This window comes from Bacteroidota bacterium, from assembly GCA_016706255.1.
In the GTDB taxonomy this organism is placed as follows: Bacteria; Bacteroidota; Bacteroidia; order Chitinophagales; family BACL12; genus UBA7236.
The window spans coordinates 355008-372221 of record JADJJZ010000003.1 but is presented as its reverse complement, the minus strand read 5'-3'; the positions used below and the strand labels follow the sequence as shown (position 1 = coordinate 372221).

Below are 17214 nucleotides of genomic sequence, written 5' to 3'. Positions count from 1 at the left end.
CAAAAATTTTAAATGTTAACCTTGACGTTGTTTGAATTTAGGGTTCTTTTTGTTGATCACATACAGCCTTCCCTTTCTTCTCACGATCTTACAATCGACGCTGCGTTTTTTTATTGATGGTTTTACTTTCATAACAATGTTATTTATAACGGTAAATAATTCTTCCTCTTGTTAAATCATACGGACTCATCTCCACTGTCACTCTGTCGCCCGGTAATATCCGAATGTAATTCATTCGCATTTTCCCTGAAATATGGGCTACAATTTCGTGTTCGTTTTCCAACTTCACTCTGAACATTGCATTACTCAATGCTTCAGTAATTGTTCCGTCTTGTTTTATTAGTCCTTGTTTCGACATTAACTAACTGTTTCAGTTTCCTGATATAAATTTTTATTTCGCTTCACCGCGGCTTCAATTGGTTCAAAACTGGATAAAATATCCGCTTTCTCCTTTGTTACCGCAATGGTATGTTCAAAATGACAGGAAATTTTTCTGTCTTTCGTTCTTATTGTCCACCCGTCGTTTTCCTGAACCACATTTTTTGTACCCAAGTTAATCATCGGTTCAATTGCTATCACTAACCCTTCCTGCATTTTAGGCCCTTTTCCTCTTGCACCAAAATTTGGCACATCCGGTTCTTCATGCAGGCTCTTTCCTAAGCCATGCCCAACTAATTCGCGAACAACTCCATAACCATGGAACGATTCAGCATAATTTTGAACGGCATAACTGATATCCCCGATTCTGTTTCCTGCTATTGCCATTTCGATACCTTTGAAAACACATTCTTTGGTAACTCTGGCAAGGTTTACTGCATCCATGGTAACATCGCCAACTAAAAAAGTGTAAGCCGAATCACCGTGGTATCCGTTTTTGTAAACACCGCAATCTACAGAAACTACATCCCCGTTTTTGATTTCGCGTTTTGATGGAATACCATGCACTACTTCTTCGTTTACCGAAATACATAATGTATGTGCAAACCCGCGATATCCTTTAAATGACGGACGAGCTCCATTATCCCTGATAAACGCTTCAGCTTTTTCATCAAGCTCAAGTGTTGTGATACCGGGTTTTATTAATCCCGCCATCAGGGCTAACGTTTCTGAAACAAGTAAAGAACTTTCTCTGATGAGTTTTATCTCATCTGTTGTTTTATAATAAATCATCCTTGTTGCACGCCTACTGGTGATGATGTGCGACCTTTAATTCGTCCCGACTTCATCAAACCGTCGTAATGACGCATTAACAGGTGACTTTCAATTTGTTGTAATGTATCAAGAATAACACCTACCATGATAAGGAGTGATGTTCCGCCAAAAAATCTGGCAAAACTTTGATCCACACCAATTACGCGGGTAATTACCGGAGCCACTGCAACTAATGCAAGGAAAATTGAACCCGGTAAAGTAATTCTTGATAAAACGTTGTCTATAAATTCTGCTGTTTTTTTACCTGGTTTAATACCCGGAATAAATCCACCGTTTTTCTTTAATTCATCAGCCATTTGTGCAGGGTTGATGATGATAGCGGTGTAGAAATAAGTAAACAACACAATTAATAAACCGTAAATGATATTATATCCTACGCTTTGGAAATCGTTCAGCATAACAAGAACCGGAGAACTGCTCCAATCTTCATTTATCTGAACAAAAATGCCGGGAATAAACATCAAAGCCTGAGCAAAGATGATTGGCATTACGCCGGCAGCGTTTATTTTTAATGGAATATAGTTTCTGGTTCCACCGTATTGGCGAGAACCTACAACACGTTTAGCATACTGAACCGGAATTCGTCTTGTTCCCTGAACGAGCAGGATACAACCCATAATCACTAAAATCATGAAGGCAATTTCAAGAACGAATGGAATATATCCGCCACCGCCATCAGCACCACGATGTGTAATCTCATTCAGGATCGCTGCAGGTAAACCGGCCACGATACCAACCATGATTAACATGGAAATACCATTACCTATACCTTTATCAGTAATACGTTCACCCATCCACATAGTAAATAATGTTCCTGCTGTCAAAATCATAACGCAGATAAACCAGAATAAACCGTTTGGAGCAAGGATAAAGTCAGCTTGTTCAGACATTCCTTTTAAGTAAGCATAATATCCTGATGCCTGCAATGCTGTAACTACAACAGTGAGGTAACGGGTATATTGATTCATTTTGCGGCGGCCGCTTTCACCTTCTTTTTGTAAACGGGCGAAATAGGGAACTGCAATGGTCAATAATTGAATCGCGATAGATGCCGAAATGTAAGGCATGATACCGAGTGCAAAAATTGAGGCTCTGCTGAAACCACCACCTGCAAATAAGTTTATTAAACCCAGTAATCCGCTCTGACCGTTAACATTGGCGGCCTGACCGTAAATTTCCGGATCTATACCGGGAAGCATAACATAAGAACCGAAACGGAACAACAATATCAAACCGATAGTGTAGGTCAATCGTTTACGGAGATCTTCGATGCTCCAGATATTTTTTAATGTCTGTATGAATTTTTTCATGTATTAAGCTATCACATTAATTGTTCCGCCTGCTGCTTCGATTCCTTTTTTAGCTGTTTCGCTGCATGCATGCGCCCAAATTTCAACTTTCGCTTTTAACTCACCGCGACCGAGTACTTTTAAGCGCTCATCGCCTTTGATAATTCTGTTTGCTTTTAACATATCCAGATCGAGCTTGGTGATTTCGTATTTATCAACCATAGCCTGAATTTGATCTAAATTGAAGGAAACGTATTTTACTTCAAAGTTTTTGTTGTTGAAGCCACGTTTCGGCAAACGGCGTTGTAATGGCATTTGTCCACCCTCATGACCTCTCTTGCGAGAATTACCTGAACGGGAACCTGCTCCTTTGAAGCCTCGTTTTGAAGTTTCACCCCAGCCCGAACCTTGTCCACGACCAATGCGGTGACGTTTCTTAATCGAGCCTTCTGCCGGTTTTAAATTTGATAAATCCATTATTAAATATTTTCTACTTTAACTAAATGTTGAACTGCTTTCACCATACCGATTATCTGAGGTGTTGCTTCTACTTCCACAGAATGGTGCATTTTACGAAGACCAAGTGCAATCATTGTTGCCTTTTGTCTTTTTGGTCGGTCAGTTGTGCTCTTAACTAATGTTACTTTTATCTTGCTCATAACTGATTAATTATTAAATACTTTTTTTAATGGTGTATTTCTTTGTTGAGCTATGGTCATTGGTGTTCTTAAATGTGCCAATGCATCAAAAGTAGCTTTTACCACGTTGTGCGGATTTGATGAACCCAGTGATTTTGCAAGTACGTCGGTTACACCGGCACTTTCAAATACTGCGCGCATTGCACCACCGGCGATAACGCCTGTTCCGTGTGCAGCTGGTTTAATCATTACTTTACCTGCTCCGAATTTTCCTAATTGTTCGTGTGGGATGGTGCCTTTATGAACCGGAACTTTAATCAGGTTTTTCTTTGCATCATCAATACCTTTTTGGATGGCTTCAGTAACCTCGCGGGCTTTTCCTAAACCATGACCAACGATACCGTTGCCATCACCTACTACTACCAGGGCAGAAAAACTAAATGTTCTACCACCTTTGGTAACTTTAGCTACACGCTGGATACCAACAATTTTTTCTTTTAATTCGAGCTCACTTGCTCTAACTCTTTGTATTTCTCTGTTAATTGCCATAACTCAAGTTCAGTTTTAGAATTGAAGACCACCTTCGCGGGCACCTTCAGCCAGTTTAAGAATTCTACCGTGATACAAATAACCGCCACGGTCAAAAGATACTGATACGATACCTTTTTCTGCTGCTCTTTGAGCCAGCATTTTTCCCACTTCTTTAGCTTTATCGCATTTTGTTCCGGCAATGGTTTTACCCTGTTTGTCGGCTGTTGATGCAGAGCAAAGTGTGTGACCAGCTACATCGTCAATCAACTGAGCATAAATTTCTTTATTGCTTCTGTAAACTGCCAATCGTGGACGCTCAGCCGTTCCTGTAATTTTTTTACGGATACGATAGCGGATTTTTTGTCTTCTTATTACTTTTTCGGATAACATAGCTAATGCTTTTATTTACCTGCTGTTTTACCAGCTTTACGACGCAATACTTCATCAGAATATTTAATACCTTTTCCTTTGTACGGTTCAGGCTTACGGAACGATCTGATTTTTACAGCAATTGCACCTAATAATTGTTTATCGTTGCTTTCGAGAATGATAGTCGGGTTTTTACCTTTTTCACTCACGGTTGACAATTTTACCTCTTTAGGAATCATCATCATGATAGGGTGAGAGTAACCAACAGCGATTTCAAGAATCTGACCTGTATTTGCAGCTCTGTAACCTACCCCAACCAATTCGAGTTCTTTCCTAAATCCTTCTGATACACCTTTCACCATGTTGGCAATTAATGCGCGGTATAAACCATGCATCGCCTTATGGCGTTTTTGTTCAGTAGGACGCTCCAGTTTAACAACTGCACCTTCCGGTTTAATGGTGATATCAGTATCAACCTTCAGTGTTAATTCGCCGCGTTTACCTTTTACGGTAACAACGTTGTTGTCGGCAACTGAAACAGTTACTCCTGCCGGTAATTGAATGGGTAATTTTCCTATTCGTGACATTGTAATTTACTTTCTGTTTTAATTAATAAACGTAACATAATACTTCACCACCTACATTCTGGCGTTTGGCTTCTTTTTCTGTCATTACTCCTTTTGAAGTTGACACTATTGCTAAGCCTAATCCGCTAAGAACGCGTGGCATTTCACCAACACCTGCGTATTTTCGCAATCCTGGTTTACTTACTCTCGTAAGACCTTTGATGGCTGGGGATTTTGTAACAGGATCGTATTTTAACGCGATCTTGATAACACCCTGAGGACCTTCTTCTTCAAATTTATATCTGAAGATGAAACCATGCTCATACAAAATTTCGGTAAGGCGTTTCTTCATATTTGAAGCAGGCACCTCAACAATTCTGTGATTCGCTTTTTGAGCATTTCTGATTCTGGTCAGAAAATCAGCTATTGGATCTGTAACTTTCATTTGCTGTTTTTACTATTTTATTTATTACCAACTTGCTTTTGTCATTCCCGGAATTTTACCATATAAGGCCAAATCACGAAGTTTGATTCTTGAAATACCAAAGTCGCTGATGTAACCTCTTGGGCGACCGGTTAATTTACAACGGTTGCGGTATCTTACTTTTGAAGAATTACGAGGGAGTTTATCCAACTCTTCCCATTTTCCTTCTGCCTTCAGTTGCTTACGTAAGTCAGCATAATGTGTAATCATGTGCTGACGTTTGGTATTTCTTGCAATTATTGATTTTTTTGACATTGTATTTTTTTATGGTTTGCGGAATGGCATTCCTAATCCTTTTAATAATTCATATGCTTCAGCATCAGTTTTAGCCGAGGTAACAAAAGTGATATCCATACCACTTATTCTTGTTACTTTATCGATATCAATTTCAGGGAAAATGATATGTTCGGTAATACCTAATGTATAGTTTCCTCTTCCATCGAAACTCTTGTCGTTTACACCTTTAAAATCGCGAACGCGTGGTAGGGCAACAGAGAATAAACGATCGAGAAATTCATACATATTTTCACCTCTCAAAGTTACTTTCACACCGATTGGTTGGGCAGAACGTAATTTGAAATTCGAAATATCTTTTTTCGATACGGTAGCAACACATTTCTGACCGGTAATACGTGTCATTTCGTCGATTGCTACATCGATCATTTTTTTGTCCTGAGTAGCTTTACCAACCCCTTGATTTATTGAAATCTTAAGGAGTTTAGGCAGCTGCATAGAGCTTTTATAATTAAATTTCTCTTGCAGTGAAGCTGCTACTTCATCGCTATATTTTTTCTTCAGACGTGGAGTTCTAGTTTCCATTATTTGATTATTTCACCTGATTTATTAGTTCTAACTATTTTACCATCCACTTCTTTGCGGTTTACCCTGATACCTTTTCCGGTTTTCGGATCAACCAGTTGCACATTGCTGATGTGAATTGGTGCTTCTTTTTTAATGATACCGCCGTTAGGATATTGTTGAGTTGGGCGTGTATGTTTTGAAATGATATTAATACCTTCAATCATAACACGACCGGTAGTATAATTTACTTCAATTACACGTCCCTTTTTTCCTTTGTCGTCGCCGGTGATTACCAATACCATATCGTTTTTCTTAACGTGGTATTTTGGTTTAAATCGGCTGGTTGTATTTTTTGTTGCCATAATTATAACACCTCCGGTGCTAATGAAACGATTTTCATAAATTGTTTATCTCTGAGTTCACGAGCTACCGGACCGAAAATACGAGTTCCTCTAGGCTCGTCAGATGCGTTTAACAACACACAAGCATTGTCATCAAAACGGATATAAGATCCATCTTTACGACGCACTTCTTTATGCGTTCTTACTACAACTGCGGTAGATACAGTACCTTTTTTGATACCACCTCCGGGAAGTGCATCTTTCACAGTTACGATAATTTTATCGCCAAGTGAAGCATACCTTCTGCCTGTGCTGCCTAATACACGGATACACAACACTTCGCGTGCTCCGCTGTTATCAGCTACTTTAAGTCTTGATTCCTGTTGTATCATGTTATTTAGCTCTTTCGACTACGTCAACTAATCTCCATCTTTTGAGTTTGCTCAGCGGACGGGTTTCCATAATTACTACTTTATCACCCACTTTAGCATCATTTGCCTCGTCGTGTGCATGATATTTTTTTGTTTTTTTGAGGAACTTACCGTACTTGGTGTGCATGATTTTTCGCTCAACTGCAACAGTTATGGATTTGTCCATTTTGTTGCTGGTTACCACTCCGGTAATTGTTCTTCTCAGATTTCTTGTTTCTTGTTCCATCCTGTTTATTTTTTATTTGGCTGAAACCAATTCACGTTTACGAATTTCTGTGTTCAATCGGGCAATTTCACGACGCACATATGTAATTTGCGTTGGGTTGTCGATTGGGTTAACCGCATGGTTGAAACGCAGTTTTTGTAAACGATCAGTATCGTCATGAAGCCTTTGTTTAAGGTCTTCCATGCTGAGCTGGTTTAAATCTTCTCTTTTTAACTTAGCCATTTGCCAAATTTTTTATTTTATGAAACGTAATCTCTACGGACTACAAATTTTGTTTTAACCGGTAATTTACCTGCAGCAAGACGCATTGCTTCGCGTGCAGTATCCAGTGGCACTCCATCAGCTTCGAACATGATTCTTCCCGGCTGTACTACTGCCACCCAATATTCAGGGGCACCTTTACCTTTACCCATACGAACCTCTGCAGGTTTTTTGGTAATAGGCTTATCAGGGAAGATGTTGATCCAAACCTGACCTTCACGTTTCAGGTGACGGGTTAAGGCAATCCTGGCAGCTTCAATCTGACGGTCGGTAATCCAGCCTTCTTCAAGGGTTTTTAAACCGAACGATCCTGCCGACAACAGGCTACCTCTTTTGGCATTACCTTTTATCTTACCCTTAAACGTTTTGCGATGTTTTACTTTTTTTGGCGCTAACATGATTTATTTTTTTAACGTTTAGCTCTTCTTCTCTTGTTATTGCGATCTTTTTCCTGTTGTAAACCAACATTCGGCTGGAGGTCGCGTTTTCCTAATACTTCACCTTTACAGATCCATACTTTTACACCGAGTTTACCGTATACTGTTTGTGCTTCTTTCCATGCATAATCAATATCTGCGCGGAAAGTATGTAATGGCACACGGCCTTGTTTGTATTCTTCAGAACGTGCCATCTCTGCTCCGTTCAAACGTCCGCTGATACGAATCTTGATACCTTCAGCTCCCATACGCATGGTTGATGCGATTGCCATTTTAATGGCGCGACGGAAGTTGATACGTGCTTCAAGCTGACGAGCGATTGTTTCACCTACAATAGCTGCATCTAATTCCGGGCGACGGATTTCAATGATATTGATTTGAACATCTTTATCAGTGATTTTCTTTAATTCTTCCTTCACTTTATCAACTTCTCCACCACCTTTTCCGATGATAATTCCCGGACGTGAAGTATGGATTGTTACTGTGATGCGGTTAAGGGTTCTTTCAATCACGATTTTTGAAATTCCACCTTTAGATATCCTTGCGCTGAGGTACTGACGGATTCTTTCGTCTTCTACCAGTTTCTCTGCCATGGTTTTTCCGCCATACCAGTTACTGTCCCATCCGCGGATGATACCTAATCTGTTGCCTATCGGGTTACATTTTTGTCCCATTCGAATTAATTATTTTATTCTTTGGTTTCTTGGTTAACGTTAGCTGTTGCAGTTCTTGATGCAACTTTAATTGTAATGTGATTTGTGCGTTTGCGGATACGGTAAGCTCTTCCGTGCGGCGCAGGTTGAAAACGACGCATTGTTTTACCACCATCTACAAAACATTCTTTCACATATAAGTTACTGTCGGCAGCATCCTGTTCGAATTTTACCTCCCAGTTTTTAATCGCACTTCTTAATAATTTTTCTATCGGTGTAGCGGCTGCCTTATCGGTAAACCTCAACACGTTAAGTGCTTTATCGATATCCAACCCTCTGATCAGATCAACTACGTATCTTGTTTTACGTGGTGAACCTGCGTTATTGTTGGTTCTCGGGTTGTTAATGAGTTTTGCTACTGCTTCCATAATTCTTATCTGTTACCAGAGTGTGATTTAAAGTTTCTTGTTGGTGAAAATTCACCTAATTTATGACCCACCATGTTTTCAGTTACAAACACCGGAATAAATTTGTTTCCGTTGTGAACTGCGAATGTATGACCAACCATATCAGGGAAAATGGTTGAACGGCGTGACCAGGTTTTAACCACTGTCTTTTTTCCGCTGTCATTCAACTTCTCTACCTTGCCGGCGAGATTATGATCCACATAAGGTCCTTTTTTTATCGAACGTGCCATTAACTATTGATTATTTTTTACGTCTTGTAATGATAAACTTAGATGTTGTTTTCTTAGGGTGACGGGTTTTCATACCTTTTGAGTATTTACCGTTACGTGATCTAGGATGTCCTCCTGATGAACGACCTTCACCACCACCCATCGGGTGATCAACAGGGTTCATGGAAACGCCTCGGTTACGAGGGCGAACACCCAACCAGCGATTACGGCCGGCTTTACCCAATTGTTGTAAGTTATGGTCAGGATTCGATACCGTTCCAACAGTTGCAAAGCAAGTATCTAAAATCATACGTGTTTCACCTGATGGCATACGCACGATAACATATTTACCTTCTTTTGCCGATAACTGTGCCCAGCTTCCTGCACTACGAGCTATCATACCACCTTTACCAGGCTGCATTTCAATGTTATGGATAATAGTACCCAGTGGTATATTGCGGAGCATTAACGCGTTTCCTAATTCAGGAGCAGCATTTTCGCCTGCCTCAATGGTTTGTCCTACCTGAATACCATTAGGTGCCAGGATGTAACGTTTTTCACCATCTGCGTAATTAACCAATGCAATAAATGCAGTACGGTTCGGATCATATTCTACCGTTTTAACTGTAGCGGGAACATTATGTTTGTCGCGCTTAAAGTCGATGATACGGTATTTCTTTTTATGGCCACCGCCGATATAGCGCATGGTCAATGCTCCTGAACTATTACGTCCACCCGTTTTCTTAAACGGGGCTGTCAAACTCTTTTCTGGTGTATCCGTAGTAACCTCAGCATAAGCATTGCCTATTCTGAATCGTGTACCTGGTGTAACCGGATTATATTTCTTTAAAGCCATCTTTCAGATTAAATTGTGCTGAAAAAATCAATTGTTTCGCCTTTTTTGAGAGTAACGTAAGCTTTTTTCATACGTCCTTTGGTTCCCTGACTGATTCCGAACGGTGTTCTTTTCCAGCCAAATTTGCCATTATCAGTAATCGTTTTTACGTCCGCCACTGTAACACCGTAGTTTTTTTCCACGGCATTTTTTATCTCGATTTTATTGGCATCCATACCAACTACAAAACCGTAAGTACCATGAGCTTCTGTGAGCTTCTGGGTTTTTTCGGTGATGAGCGGTTTTATTAATATTCTCTTTGCCATTTTACTTATTTTATTAGTTGTTTTCTGCCATTTGATTGATCAGATTCACCGTGCTTTCGCTTAAAACAAGACACTGTGCATTCATGATGTCATAGGTGTTCAGGTCACTTGCTTTTGACGCACCTGTTTTTGGTAAATTACGCAGCGATAAACGAATGTTCTGATTGTCGCCAAGAACAAACAATGTTTTTTTATCGCTTACACCAATACTTTTCATGATACCGGCAAAGGCTTTGGTTTTTGGTGTATCCAATGTGAAATCTTCTACAACTACGATGCTGTTTTGTTTCGCTTTATACGACAATGCAGAACGTTTTGCTAATTCTTTCACTTTGCGGTTCAGTTTAAAACTGTAGTCGCGCGGACGTGGACCGAAAATTGTTCCACCACCATGAAATAAAGGGTTTTTAATACTTCCTTTACGTGAACCACCAGTACCTTTCTGACGGTGTAATTTGCGTGTTGAACCGGCTGATTCGCCTTTTTCTTTCGATTTATGCGTTCCCTGGCGCTGATTAGCGAGGTATTGCTTTACTGAAAGGTAAATAGCGTGGTCGTTTGGTTCAACGCCGAAGATTTCTTCGTTGAGCTCAACCTGTTTACCGGTTTTTTCGCCTGATATTTTTACGATTTCTACTTTCATGTTATTTCTCGATTATTACATAAGAACCTTTACTTCCCGGAACTGATCCGTTAATTAAGATTAAGTTCTTGTCAGAAATAATTTTTGCTACTTTGAGGTTGCGTTGTTTAACGGTGTCGTTACCCATACGACCGGCCATTCTCAAACCTTTGAATACTCTCGCAGGATATGATGATTGTCCGATTGAACCCGGAGCGCGGTGACGATCGTGCTGACCGTGTGAGCGCATACCAACACCACTAAAATTGTGGCGTTTTACAACACCCTGGAAACCTTTACCTTTTGAAGTGCTCACTACACTTACCTTTTCACCTTCTTCAAAAATGTCAACTGTGATGTTATCACCTACATTTTTATCGAGGTCAAAGTTGCGGAACTCCTTAATCTTGCGCATTGGTTTAGCGCCTGATTTTTTGAAGTGACCGGTTTGAGCCTTGTTGGTATTGTTTTCCTTCTGTTCCTCAAAACCTAACTGAATAGCGCTGTAGCCGTCAGTATCGTCGGTTTTCTTTTGCACAACCACGCATGGTCCGGCTTCGATTACAGTGCAGGAAATTAATTTTCCTTCCTCACCGTAAAAGTGCGTCATGCCGAGTTTTTTGCCTATGATTCCTTTCATTTTCTTTAGAATCTTTTAGATTTTAATTTCAACTTCTACTCCACTTGGTAACTCCAGTTTCTGCAATGCATCTACTGTTTTGTTGGTTGCGCTGTAAATATCAAGCAACCTTTTATACGTGCACATTTGGAACTGCTCACGTGCTTTCTTGTTAACGTGAGGAGAACGCAATACTGTGTAAATCTTTTTCTGCGTAGGCAGCGGGATTGGTCCCGTAACCACTGCACCTGTGTTGCGAACGGTCTTCACGATTTTCTCTGCCGTTTTGTCAACCAATGTGTGGTCAAAAGATTTCAGTTTCATTCTGATTTTATAGGTCATACTACTGTATTCTTACTTTTTATCAACTAACTGTTACTTTACCTTTTGATTTCGAAATCACTTCTTCAGCAACTGAAGCCGGAGCCGGTGCAAAGTGTGAAAATTCGAGAATTGATGTTGCACGTCCTGAAGTGATGGTTCTTAATTGTGTAACATAACCAAACATTTCGCTCAGTGGAACTTTTGCTTTGATAACGGTTGCATTGTTTTTGTTATCAAAACCTTCAATCATACCGCGACGACGGTTTAAGTCACCAATTACATCACCCATATGATCTTCAGGAGTAATAACTTCTAATTTCATGATTGGCTCAAGTAATTGTGGGCCTGCATTTTTACCTGCATCACGGAAGGCAATTTTAGCTGCCATCTCGAATGAGAATGCATCGGAGTCAACTGCGTGGAATGAACCATCAAACAAGCGAACTTTTAAGCTATCCATTGTATAGCCGGCTAATACACCTGTTCCCATTGCTTCTTTGAAACCTTTTTCTACTGAAGGCACATATTCTCTCGGGATAGCACCACCAAAGATGTCGTTCACAAACTGTAAACCAATAACACCATCGTCTGCAGGTCCGATTTCGAACTGGATATCAGCGAATTTACCACGACCACCTGTTTGTTTTTTGTAAACTTCACGGTGTTTAATTGTTTTGGTAAACGATTCTTTATAAGCAACCTCAGGAGCACCCTGATTAACTTCAATTTTAAATTCACGTTTCAAACGGTCAACGATAATCTCTAAGTGTAACTCACCCATACCGCGAACAACTGTTTGACCTGTTTCCTCATCAAAATTTACTTTGAATGTTGGATCTTCTTCAGCCAATTTTGCTAACGCCATACCGAGTTTATCAACGTCGGCCTGAGTTTTAGGCTCAATTGCCAAACCGATAACCGGATCGGGGAATTTGATACTTTCCAATGCAATCGGATTGTTTTCGTCGCAAAGGGTATCACCTGTTCTGATATCTTTAAAACCAACTGCTGCTCCAATATCACCTGCTTCGATAGTATCGAGTGGGTTTTGTTTATTGGCATGCATTTGAAGGATACGTGAAATACGTTCTTTTTTACCTGTTCTTACGTTTAATACATATGAACCAGCATCTAATTTACCGGCATATACGCGGAAGAATGCTAAACGACCAACGAATGGGTCAGTCATAATTTTGAATGCTAACGCCGTAAACGGTTCTTTAGAATCCGGCTGACGGGTTAATTCTTCTTCTGTATCAGGGTTTGTTCCTTTTACCGCATCGATATCGAGTGGTGAAGGGAGGTAGCGACAAACCGCGTCAAGCATAAACTGAACACCTTTGTTTTTGAAAGATGAACCGCACAACATCGGAATAATAGCGATGTCGATAGTTGCTTTACGTATTGCAGTAATTAATTCTTCTTCAGTAATTGAATCCGGATTGTCGAAAAATTTCTCCAATAATGCATCATCGTATTCAGCAACTGCTTCAACGAGGTGATTACGGTATTCAACAACCAGGTCTTTCATATCATCCGGAATAGGCACTTCTTTGTAAGTCATACCCTGAGTTTCATCATCCCAAATGATAGCTTTATTGGTAATCAAATCAACGATACCAACAAATGTTTCTTCTGCACCGATAGGTAAAACCAGTGGAACCGGGTTAGCGCCTAAAATTTCTTTCACTTGTTTAACAACTTCAAGAAAATCGGCACCTGAACGGTCCATTTTGTTTACGAAACCTAAACGTGGAACTTTATAACGGTTAGCCTGGCGCCAAACTGTTTCAGATTGTGGTTCAACACCACCAACTGCGCAGAATAAGGCAACCACACCATCCAATACACGTAAAGAACGTTCAACTTCAACAGTGAAGTCAACGTGGCCCGGTGTATCAATAATGTTTACTTTAAAATCTTCATTACGGTATTTCCAATGGGTAGTTGTTGCAGCAGAAGTAATGGTAATACCACGTTCCTTCTCTTGCTCCATCCAGTCCATGGTAGCAGCACCATCGTGAACTTCACCGATTTTGTGCGTAATACCTGTATAAAACAAAATACGCTCAGTGGTAGTCGTTTTACCGGCGTCGATGTGAGCCGCGATCCCTATGTTACGAGTGTATTTTAAATCTCTTGCCATTTTATTTGTCTTTAACTATATTATGATTTAAAGTGAGCGAAAGCTTTGTTCGCTTCAGCCATTTTATGAACGTCTTCTTTTTTCTTGATTGTTGCACCTTCACCTTTAGCTGCTGCTACAATTTCTGCAGATAATTTTTCTGCCATTGATTTACCGCTGCGTTTACGTGCAAAACCAATCAGCCATTTCATTGATAATGAAATTTTGCGGTCAGGACGAATTTCTGTTGGAATTTGGAAGTTAGCACCACCAATACGGCGGCTTTTTACCTCAACACCCGGTGTTACGTTGCTGAGTGCTTTTTTCCATACTTCATAACCATTTTCACCTGTTTGTTTTTCTACTAATTCAATTGCATCGTAGAAAATACCGAAAGTGATACTCTTTTTACCTTCGTACATCATCATGTTTACGAAACGGGTAACCAGTGCATCATTAAACTTTGGATCTAATGGTAAATATCTTTTTTTAGGTTTTAGCTTTCTCATTTGTTATAATTGCTACCTTTTTTCAAATTATTTTTTCTTTGCCGGAGCTGCTGCAGCACCTGCTTTAGGACGTTTAGTACCGTATTTTGAACGGCTCTTTTTACGGTTGTTTACACCGGCAGTATCCAATGCACCACGAACAATGTGGTAACGAACACCCGGAAGATCTTTAACCCTGCCACCACGAATCAATACGATTGAGTGTTCCTGCAGGTTGTGACCTTCACCCGGAATATAGGCGATGATTTCGGTTTGGTTAGTTAAACGCACTTTAGCCACCTTGCGTAATGCAGAGTTTGGCTTCTTTGGGGTTGTTGTATAAACCCTGGTGCATACACCACGTTTTTGAGGACATGCATCCAGTGCACGGCTCTTGCTAGGTGCCTTTATGGCTACCCTTCCATTGCGAACTAATTGTTGTATTGTAGGCATTTGTTAAACTTCAACTTTTCTTTTGGGGCTGCAAAGATAGAAGTTAGGGAGGTAATTAACAAATCGGTGTGCACAAATCTTGCGAAGTAGTGCAGTCGAGCCAATATTGTAAACGCTATCGGTGTTTACCCCCTTAATTTCGACACGCGGCCTTAAAAATGGACTGCAAAGGTAAGCAAAGTACCGAACAATCCAAACTAAGGCTGAAAAAAATGTGTACTTTATGTGCAAATCCCGCAAAAACCCACTCCCGGCTGCATTGTAAATCCACACCCACCATATTTTTATCTACCTTTACACCAATTATATATATATGTCGAAAACCCTACAAACCTTAAGTTTGATCTGTTTGCTCGTTTTAACGGGCGCTTGTGGAAATAAAAAACAGGAAAAACAAGCTCCTGAAACTACAGATACCACTGCAGTTGTAACAACTCAACCTGAAGTGCAACCAATAGATACCGTAACACCGGTGCCACCGGTTAATGAGGTAAAGGAAAAAGTGGAACCGATAACTGAAAAACCAACTATTAAGGCCGATGTGTCGGGAAAAGGAACAATTGTGCAAAAAGGTGATATATGGGTAATCAGAACGACCGGTACAGACGGCACTGACTATCTCCCCAACAACTTAAGTGACGCTTTTAAGGTAGATGGCAAATCGGTAACCTTTGAGGCCAATATGACGCCACAGCCAAAAGGCGTCCGCATGGCAGGCAGACCAATTACACTTATCAGTATAAAATAAACCATCACCAAAATACTAAATCAGCAGCTTAAATAAATGTATGTATTAACATATATTATTAATTTTTGAGCAAAAATTAGTGTTTTGTGACGAGGTAAGGTTAGCTATTTTTAAGTTTTATTATTGATATTTTCTTGATTATCAGGTGGATATGCCCAAAAACCCGGTGTCATAGTATTACTCTCTATTGCGGCAGTGACAACTTTGTTACTTTTTCATACATATATTTGCGGCTCACAGCCAATTTTTAAAAGATATATGAAAAAAACACTCCTTTTACTTTTTTGTGTAAGTACAGTTGTTGTTCAGGCACAACAATTTCGTTACGGGTTTTCTATTGCTCCGGCAAAAAACATTTTGAGTATTGAAAGCGATTTGTATGATCCAGCTGTTGCTTTTCGTGGGTTTCAGTATGGTTTAATTTTAGACCAAACCATTGGAAAAGGTGAATACCTTGCCTTTACATTGGGATTAAATTTAAATTACACCAATAGTGGTATGTCAACCGTACAAAACAAACCATCTGATGACGACAAGTATTGGGCGGTTAGAGGTCGGTACATTGAAATTCCATTAACCATGCGTTTACGTACACCTCAGTTCGGCATTTTTACTATTTATGGTGAAGGTGGTGCCTCGTACGGAAAAGCAACACGTGCAGTTGGTGATTATGAATTAAACGGTCAACGTTTGGATTCTGATTTTGATTTCTTCGACAAAGGCAATTCAAACGGTATTACTTATGAACCTGCAAATGCCAGTTTAATTTTTGGTGGCGGAGCTGAAATTGCAATCACCGAAACAGCTTCTATCATGATTGGATTTTTTCATGCAAAAGGATTAATGAATGTGTATGAAGATAACAATACAGATAGTAATCTTTTTTTGAATCAGACCGGAATTAAAATAGCCGGATTATTTTAATTAATTCATTAACATTCAATTTTTAATTTATATGTACTTAAAAAATATAACAGGCACATTTTGTAAAATCAGTTTTGTTTTGATTTTAGGATGTATTGCTTTACAGTCAAACGCACAACAATTTCGTTACGGTGCATTTATTGCGCCCGGAGTAAACTGGTGGATTGTTGAAGGTGATTTATATATCAGTTCAGGTTCAAATTTAAGTTTTCAGGTTGGCGGTATGCTGGATTTAACTTTAGGAGAAAATGAACGTTTTGCTTTACAAAGCGGATTAAATTTCACTTCCGCACCGGGCGCTTTTGAACAAAATCCGGAGTCGCTAAGTTTCCAGGGAAAAGCTTGGGATTATTCAATTAAAACTGTTGACTTACCATTATTACTTAGGTTACGTTCTGATGAATTAGGTAAAACAGTTTTATTTGCTCAATATGGATTAACGCTTGGATTTACCATTGCCGATAACATTCAATTCAGGGATGGTAAAAACGGTGGTGATTCATTTGATTATGAAGGCATGAATACCAGCTTAACTATGGGTGCAGGTATAGAATATGCATTAAACGATAATATGGATTTAATGATAAATGCCTTTTTTATGAATGGCACAAAAAACATGTTGATAGATGATGCGAATGATGATAATATGTTTCCTCAACAGTTGGGTATAAGAGCAGGAATTTTATTTTAACTACAAAATATATTTATATAAAAAAGCGGTTCATTTGAGCCGCTTTTTTTATTTACATTGGCTTTAAATTAAATTATTAAATATACCTGTGATTAAAATTGAGTTACATTTAATATGCATAAAAAATATAAATAATTAACACTG

General features: G+C 39.5%; 31 protein-coding genes. 3 read left to right on the top strand and 28 right to left on the bottom strand.

All coding sequences use genetic code 11. The features are described from left to right. Nucleotides 1–15: 15 nt before the first annotated feature. From rpmJ to IPI65_03245, 28 genes are read right to left on the bottom strand one after another with little or no spacing between them, the layout of a single operon-like run. Complete coding sequence (gene rpmJ / locus IPI65_03380; protein MBK7440586.1) at nt 16–132, bottom strand: 50S ribosomal protein L36; 117 nt, start codon at nt 130–132, stop codon at nt 16–18. Nucleotides 133–139: 7 nt separating this feature from the next. Further along, nucleotides 140–358: a translation initiation factor IF-1 gene (gene infA, locus IPI65_03375; GenBank protein MBK7440585.1), complete on the bottom strand. Its 219-nt coding sequence runs from the start codon at nt 356–358 to the stop codon at nt 140–142. Then, complete coding sequence (map, locus tag IPI65_03370; GenBank protein ID MBK7440584.1) at nt 358–1170, bottom strand: type I methionyl aminopeptidase; 813 nt, start codon at nt 1168–1170, stop codon at nt 358–360. Before map ends, infA begins: the two co-directional genes overlap by 1 nt. Beyond that, on the bottom strand, nt 1167–2522 hold the full coding sequence (secY, locus tag IPI65_03365; GenBank protein MBK7440583.1) for a preprotein translocase subunit SecY: 1356 nt from the start codon (nt 2520–2522) through the stop codon (nt 1167–1169). The genes map and secY overlap by 4 nt, the downstream gene beginning before the upstream one ends. 3 nt (nt 2523–2525) lie before the next feature. After that, nucleotides 2526–2978: a 50S ribosomal protein L15 gene (gene rplO / locus IPI65_03360; protein MBK7440582.1), complete on the bottom strand. Its 453-nt coding sequence runs from the start codon at nt 2976–2978 to the stop codon at nt 2526–2528. Nucleotides 2979–2980: 2 nt separating this feature from the next. Further along, nucleotides 2981–3160 carry a 50S ribosomal protein L30 gene (rpmD, locus tag IPI65_03355; protein ID MBK7440581.1) on the bottom strand — a complete coding sequence of 60 codons (180 nt, stop codon included), beginning with the start codon at nt 3158–3160 and terminating at the stop codon, nt 2981–2983. A 6-nt stretch (nt 3161–3166) separates the two neighbouring features. Then, nucleotides 3167–3688: a 30S ribosomal protein S5 gene (gene rpsE / locus IPI65_03350; protein ID MBK7440580.1), complete on the bottom strand. Its 522-nt coding sequence runs from the start codon at nt 3686–3688 to the stop codon at nt 3167–3169. A gap of 15 nt (nt 3689–3703) precedes the next feature. Beyond that, complete coding sequence (gene rplR / locus IPI65_03345) at nt 3704–4060, bottom strand: 50S ribosomal protein L18 (protein ID MBK7440579.1); 357 nt, start codon at nt 4058–4060, stop codon at nt 3704–3706. A gap of 11 nt (nt 4061–4071) precedes the next feature. Beyond that, nucleotides 4072–4626: a 50S ribosomal protein L6 gene (gene rplF / locus IPI65_03340; GenBank protein ID MBK7440578.1), complete on the bottom strand. Its 555-nt coding sequence runs from the start codon at nt 4624–4626 to the stop codon at nt 4072–4074. A 22-nt stretch (nt 4627–4648) separates the two neighbouring features. After that, nucleotides 4649–5050 carry a 30S ribosomal protein S8 gene (gene rpsH / locus IPI65_03335; protein MBK7440577.1) on the bottom strand — a complete coding sequence of 134 codons (402 nt, stop codon included), beginning with the start codon at nt 5048–5050 and terminating at the stop codon, nt 4649–4651. Between the two features lie 24 nt (nt 5051–5074). Continuing rightward, nucleotides 5075–5344 (bottom strand): 30S ribosomal protein S14, encoded by a 270-nt coding sequence (gene rpsN / locus IPI65_03330; GenBank protein ID MBK7440576.1) that lies wholly within the window; start codon nt 5342–5344, stop codon nt 5075–5077. Nucleotides 5345–5353: 9 nt separating this feature from the next. Beyond that, nucleotides 5354–5908, bottom strand: coding sequence for a 50S ribosomal protein L5 (rplE, locus tag IPI65_03325; protein MBK7440575.1), 555 nt, complete (start codon nt 5906–5908; stop codon nt 5354–5356). Continuing rightward, nucleotides 5908–6252, bottom strand: a complete 345-nt coding sequence (rplX, locus tag IPI65_03320; protein MBK7440574.1) for a 50S ribosomal protein L24 — start codon at nt 6250–6252, stop codon at nt 5908–5910. The genes rplE and rplX overlap by 1 nt, the downstream gene beginning before the upstream one ends. Before the next feature lie 2 nt (nt 6253–6254). Further along, complete coding sequence (gene rplN, locus IPI65_03315) at nt 6255–6623, bottom strand: 50S ribosomal protein L14 (protein ID MBK7440573.1); 369 nt, start codon at nt 6621–6623, stop codon at nt 6255–6257. A 1-nt stretch (nt 6624) separates the two neighbouring features. Further along, a complete protein-coding gene (rpsQ, locus tag IPI65_03310; GenBank protein MBK7440572.1) occupies nt 6625–6888 on the bottom strand; it encodes a 30S ribosomal protein S17 in 264 nt (87 codons plus the stop codon). A 12-nt stretch (nt 6889–6900) separates the two neighbouring features. After that, nucleotides 6901–7110 carry a 50S ribosomal protein L29 gene (gene rpmC / locus IPI65_03305; protein MBK7440571.1) on the bottom strand — a complete coding sequence of 70 codons (210 nt, stop codon included), beginning with the start codon at nt 7108–7110 and terminating at the stop codon, nt 6901–6903. A 17-nt stretch (nt 7111–7127) separates the two neighbouring features. Then, nucleotides 7128–7547, bottom strand: coding sequence for a 50S ribosomal protein L16 (rplP, locus tag IPI65_03300; protein ID MBK7440570.1), 420 nt, complete (start codon nt 7545–7547; stop codon nt 7128–7130). Between the two features lie 11 nt (nt 7548–7558). After that, on the bottom strand, nt 7559–8260 hold the full coding sequence (rpsC, locus tag IPI65_03295) for a 30S ribosomal protein S3 (protein MBK7440569.1): 702 nt from the start codon (nt 8258–8260) through the stop codon (nt 7559–7561). 14 nt (nt 8261–8274) lie between these two features. Further along, nucleotides 8275–8667, bottom strand: coding sequence for a 50S ribosomal protein L22 (rplV, locus tag IPI65_03290; protein MBK7440568.1), 393 nt, complete (start codon nt 8665–8667; stop codon nt 8275–8277). A 5-nt stretch (nt 8668–8672) separates the two neighbouring features. Further along, nucleotides 8673–8936 (bottom strand): 30S ribosomal protein S19, encoded by a 264-nt coding sequence (gene rpsS, locus IPI65_03285; protein MBK7440567.1) that lies wholly within the window; start codon nt 8934–8936, stop codon nt 8673–8675. A gap of 10 nt (nt 8937–8946) precedes the next feature. Continuing rightward, entirely contained in the window at nt 8947–9771 is an 825-nt protein-coding gene (gene rplB, locus IPI65_03280; GenBank protein MBK7440566.1) for a 50S ribosomal protein L2, read from the bottom strand. Nucleotides 9772–9779: 8 nt separating this feature from the next. Further along, on the bottom strand, nt 9780–10076 hold the full coding sequence (rplW, locus tag IPI65_03275) for a 50S ribosomal protein L23 (GenBank protein ID MBK7440565.1): 297 nt from the start codon (nt 10074–10076) through the stop codon (nt 9780–9782). A 13-nt stretch (nt 10077–10089) separates the two neighbouring features. Continuing rightward, entirely contained in the window at nt 10090–10719 is a 630-nt protein-coding gene (rplD, locus tag IPI65_03270; protein ID MBK7440564.1) for a 50S ribosomal protein L4, read from the bottom strand. Between the two features lies 1 nt (nt 10720). Continuing rightward, complete coding sequence (gene rplC, locus IPI65_03265) at nt 10721–11338, bottom strand: 50S ribosomal protein L3 (GenBank protein ID MBK7440563.1); 618 nt, start codon at nt 11336–11338, stop codon at nt 10721–10723. 15 nt (nt 11339–11353) lie between these two features. Then, complete coding sequence (rpsJ, locus tag IPI65_03260; protein MBK7440562.1) at nt 11354–11659, bottom strand: 30S ribosomal protein S10; 306 nt, start codon at nt 11657–11659, stop codon at nt 11354–11356. Nucleotides 11660–11681: 22 nt separating this feature from the next. Next, entirely contained in the window at nt 11682–13787 is a 2106-nt protein-coding gene (gene fusA, locus IPI65_03255) for an elongation factor G (GenBank protein ID MBK7440561.1), read from the bottom strand. 20 nt (nt 13788–13807) lie between these two features. Further along, nucleotides 13808–14275 carry a 30S ribosomal protein S7 gene (gene rpsG / locus IPI65_03250; protein MBK7440560.1) on the bottom strand — a complete coding sequence of 156 codons (468 nt, stop codon included), beginning with the start codon at nt 14273–14275 and terminating at the stop codon, nt 13808–13810. A 27-nt stretch (nt 14276–14302) separates the two neighbouring features. Further along, a complete protein-coding gene (locus tag IPI65_03245; protein ID MBK7440559.1) occupies nt 14303–14707 on the bottom strand; it encodes a 30S ribosomal protein S12 in 405 nt (134 codons plus the stop codon). A 313-nt stretch (nt 14708–15020) separates the two neighbouring features. On the opposite strand from IPI65_03245, the gene IPI65_03240 reads away from it, so the two are divergent. The 3 genes from IPI65_03240 (at nt 15021) to IPI65_03230 (ending at nt 17070) form a co-directional block, all read left to right on the top strand. Beyond that, a complete protein-coding gene (locus IPI65_03240) occupies nt 15021–15455 on the top strand; it encodes a hypothetical protein (protein ID MBK7440558.1) in 435 nt (144 codons plus the stop codon). Nucleotides 15456–15713: 258 nt separating this feature from the next. Continuing rightward, entirely contained in the window at nt 15714–16379 is a 666-nt protein-coding gene (locus IPI65_03235; GenBank protein ID MBK7440557.1) for a hypothetical protein, read from the top strand. A gap of 31 nt (nt 16380–16410) precedes the next feature. After that, entirely contained in the window at nt 16411–17070 is a 660-nt protein-coding gene (locus tag IPI65_03230; GenBank protein MBK7440556.1) for an outer membrane beta-barrel protein, read from the top strand. The last annotated feature ends 144 nt before the right edge of the window (nt 17071–17214 follow it).

What these genes read in the sequence shown, in the direction of transcription:
- rpmJ (MBK7440586.1), bottom strand. Translation starts at nt 132, where the DNA reads ATGAAAGTAAAACCATCAATAAAAAAACGCAGCGTCGATTGTAAGATC.
- infA (MBK7440585.1), bottom strand. Translation starts at nt 358, where the DNA reads ATGTCGAAACAAGGACTAATAAAACAAGACGGAACAATTACTGAAGCA.
- map (MBK7440584.1), bottom strand. Translation starts at nt 1,170, where the DNA reads ATGATTTATTATAAAACAACAGATGAGATAAAACTCATCAGAGAAAGT.
- secY (MBK7440583.1), bottom strand. Translation starts at nt 2,522, where the DNA reads ATGAAAAAATTCATACAGACATTAAAAAATATCTGGAGCATCGAAGAT.
- rplO (MBK7440582.1), bottom strand. Translation starts at nt 2,978, where the DNA reads ATGGATTTATCAAATTTAAAACCGGCAGAAGGCTCGATTAAGAAACGT.
- rpmD (MBK7440581.1), bottom strand. Translation starts at nt 3,160, where the DNA reads ATGAGCAAGATAAAAGTAACATTAGTTAAGAGCACAACTGACCGACCA.
- rpsE (MBK7440580.1), bottom strand. Translation starts at nt 3,688, where the DNA reads ATGGCAATTAACAGAGAAATACAAAGAGTTAGAGCAAGTGAGCTCGAA.
- rplR (MBK7440579.1), bottom strand. Translation starts at nt 4,060, where the DNA reads ATGTTATCCGAAAAAGTAATAAGAAGACAAAAAATCCGCTATCGTATC.
- rplF (MBK7440578.1), bottom strand. Translation starts at nt 4,626, where the DNA reads ATGTCACGAATAGGAAAATTACCCATTCAATTACCGGCAGGAGTAACT.
- rpsH (MBK7440577.1), bottom strand. Translation starts at nt 5,050, where the DNA reads ATGAAAGTTACAGATCCAATAGCTGATTTTCTGACCAGAATCAGAAAT.
- rpsN (MBK7440576.1), bottom strand. Translation starts at nt 5,344, where the DNA reads ATGTCAAAAAAATCAATAATTGCAAGAAATACCAAACGTCAGCACATG.
- rplE (MBK7440575.1), bottom strand. Translation starts at nt 5,908, where the DNA reads ATGGAAACTAGAACTCCACGTCTGAAGAAAAAATATAGCGATGAAGTA.
- rplX (MBK7440574.1), bottom strand. Translation starts at nt 6,252, where the DNA reads ATGGCAACAAAAAATACAACCAGCCGATTTAAACCAAAATACCACGTT.
- rplN (MBK7440573.1), bottom strand. Translation starts at nt 6,623, where the DNA reads ATGATACAACAGGAATCAAGACTTAAAGTAGCTGATAACAGCGGAGCA.
- rpsQ (MBK7440572.1), bottom strand. Translation starts at nt 6,888, where the DNA reads ATGGAACAAGAAACAAGAAATCTGAGAAGAACAATTACCGGAGTGGTA.
- rpmC (MBK7440571.1), bottom strand. Translation starts at nt 7,110, where the DNA reads ATGGCTAAGTTAAAAAGAGAAGATTTAAACCAGCTCAGCATGGAAGAC.
- rplP (MBK7440570.1), bottom strand. Translation starts at nt 7,547, where the DNA reads ATGTTAGCGCCAAAAAAAGTAAAACATCGCAAAACGTTTAAGGGTAAG.
- rpsC (MBK7440569.1), bottom strand. Translation starts at nt 8,260, where the DNA reads ATGGGACAAAAATGTAACCCGATAGGCAACAGATTAGGTATCATCCGC.
- rplV (MBK7440568.1), bottom strand. Translation starts at nt 8,667, where the DNA reads ATGGAAGCAGTAGCAAAACTCATTAACAACCCGAGAACCAACAATAAC.
- rpsS (MBK7440567.1), bottom strand. Translation starts at nt 8,936, where the DNA reads ATGGCACGTTCGATAAAAAAAGGACCTTATGTGGATCATAATCTCGCC.
- rplB (MBK7440566.1), bottom strand. Translation starts at nt 9,771, where the DNA reads ATGGCTTTAAAGAAATATAATCCGGTTACACCAGGTACACGATTCAGA.
- rplW (MBK7440565.1), bottom strand. Translation starts at nt 10,076, where the DNA reads ATGGCAAAGAGAATATTAATAAAACCGCTCATCACCGAAAAAACCCAG.
- rplD (MBK7440564.1), bottom strand. Translation starts at nt 10,719, where the DNA reads ATGAAAGTAGAAATCGTAAAAATATCAGGCGAAAAAACCGGTAAACAG.
- rplC (MBK7440563.1), bottom strand. Translation starts at nt 11,338, where the DNA reads ATGAAAGGAATCATAGGCAAAAAACTCGGCATGACGCACTTTTACGGT.
- rpsJ (MBK7440562.1), bottom strand. Translation starts at nt 11,659, where the DNA reads ATGACCTATAAAATCAGAATGAAACTGAAATCTTTTGACCACACATTG.
- fusA (MBK7440561.1), bottom strand. Translation starts at nt 13,787, where the DNA reads ATGGCAAGAGATTTAAAATACACTCGTAACATAGGGATCGCGGCTCAC.
- rpsG (MBK7440560.1), bottom strand. Translation starts at nt 14,275, where the DNA reads ATGAGAAAGCTAAAACCTAAAAAAAGATATTTACCATTAGATCCAAAG.
- IPI65_03245 (MBK7440559.1), bottom strand. Translation starts at nt 14,707, where the DNA reads ATGCCTACAATACAACAATTAGTTCGCAATGGAAGGGTAGCCATAAAG.
- IPI65_03240 (MBK7440558.1), top strand. Translation starts at nt 15,021, where the DNA reads ATGTCGAAAACCCTACAAACCTTAAGTTTGATCTGTTTGCTCGTTTTA.
- IPI65_03235 (MBK7440557.1), top strand. Translation starts at nt 15,714, where the DNA reads ATGAAAAAAACACTCCTTTTACTTTTTTGTGTAAGTACAGTTGTTGTT.
- IPI65_03230 (MBK7440556.1), top strand. Translation starts at nt 16,411, where the DNA reads ATGTACTTAAAAAATATAACAGGCACATTTTGTAAAATCAGTTTTGTT.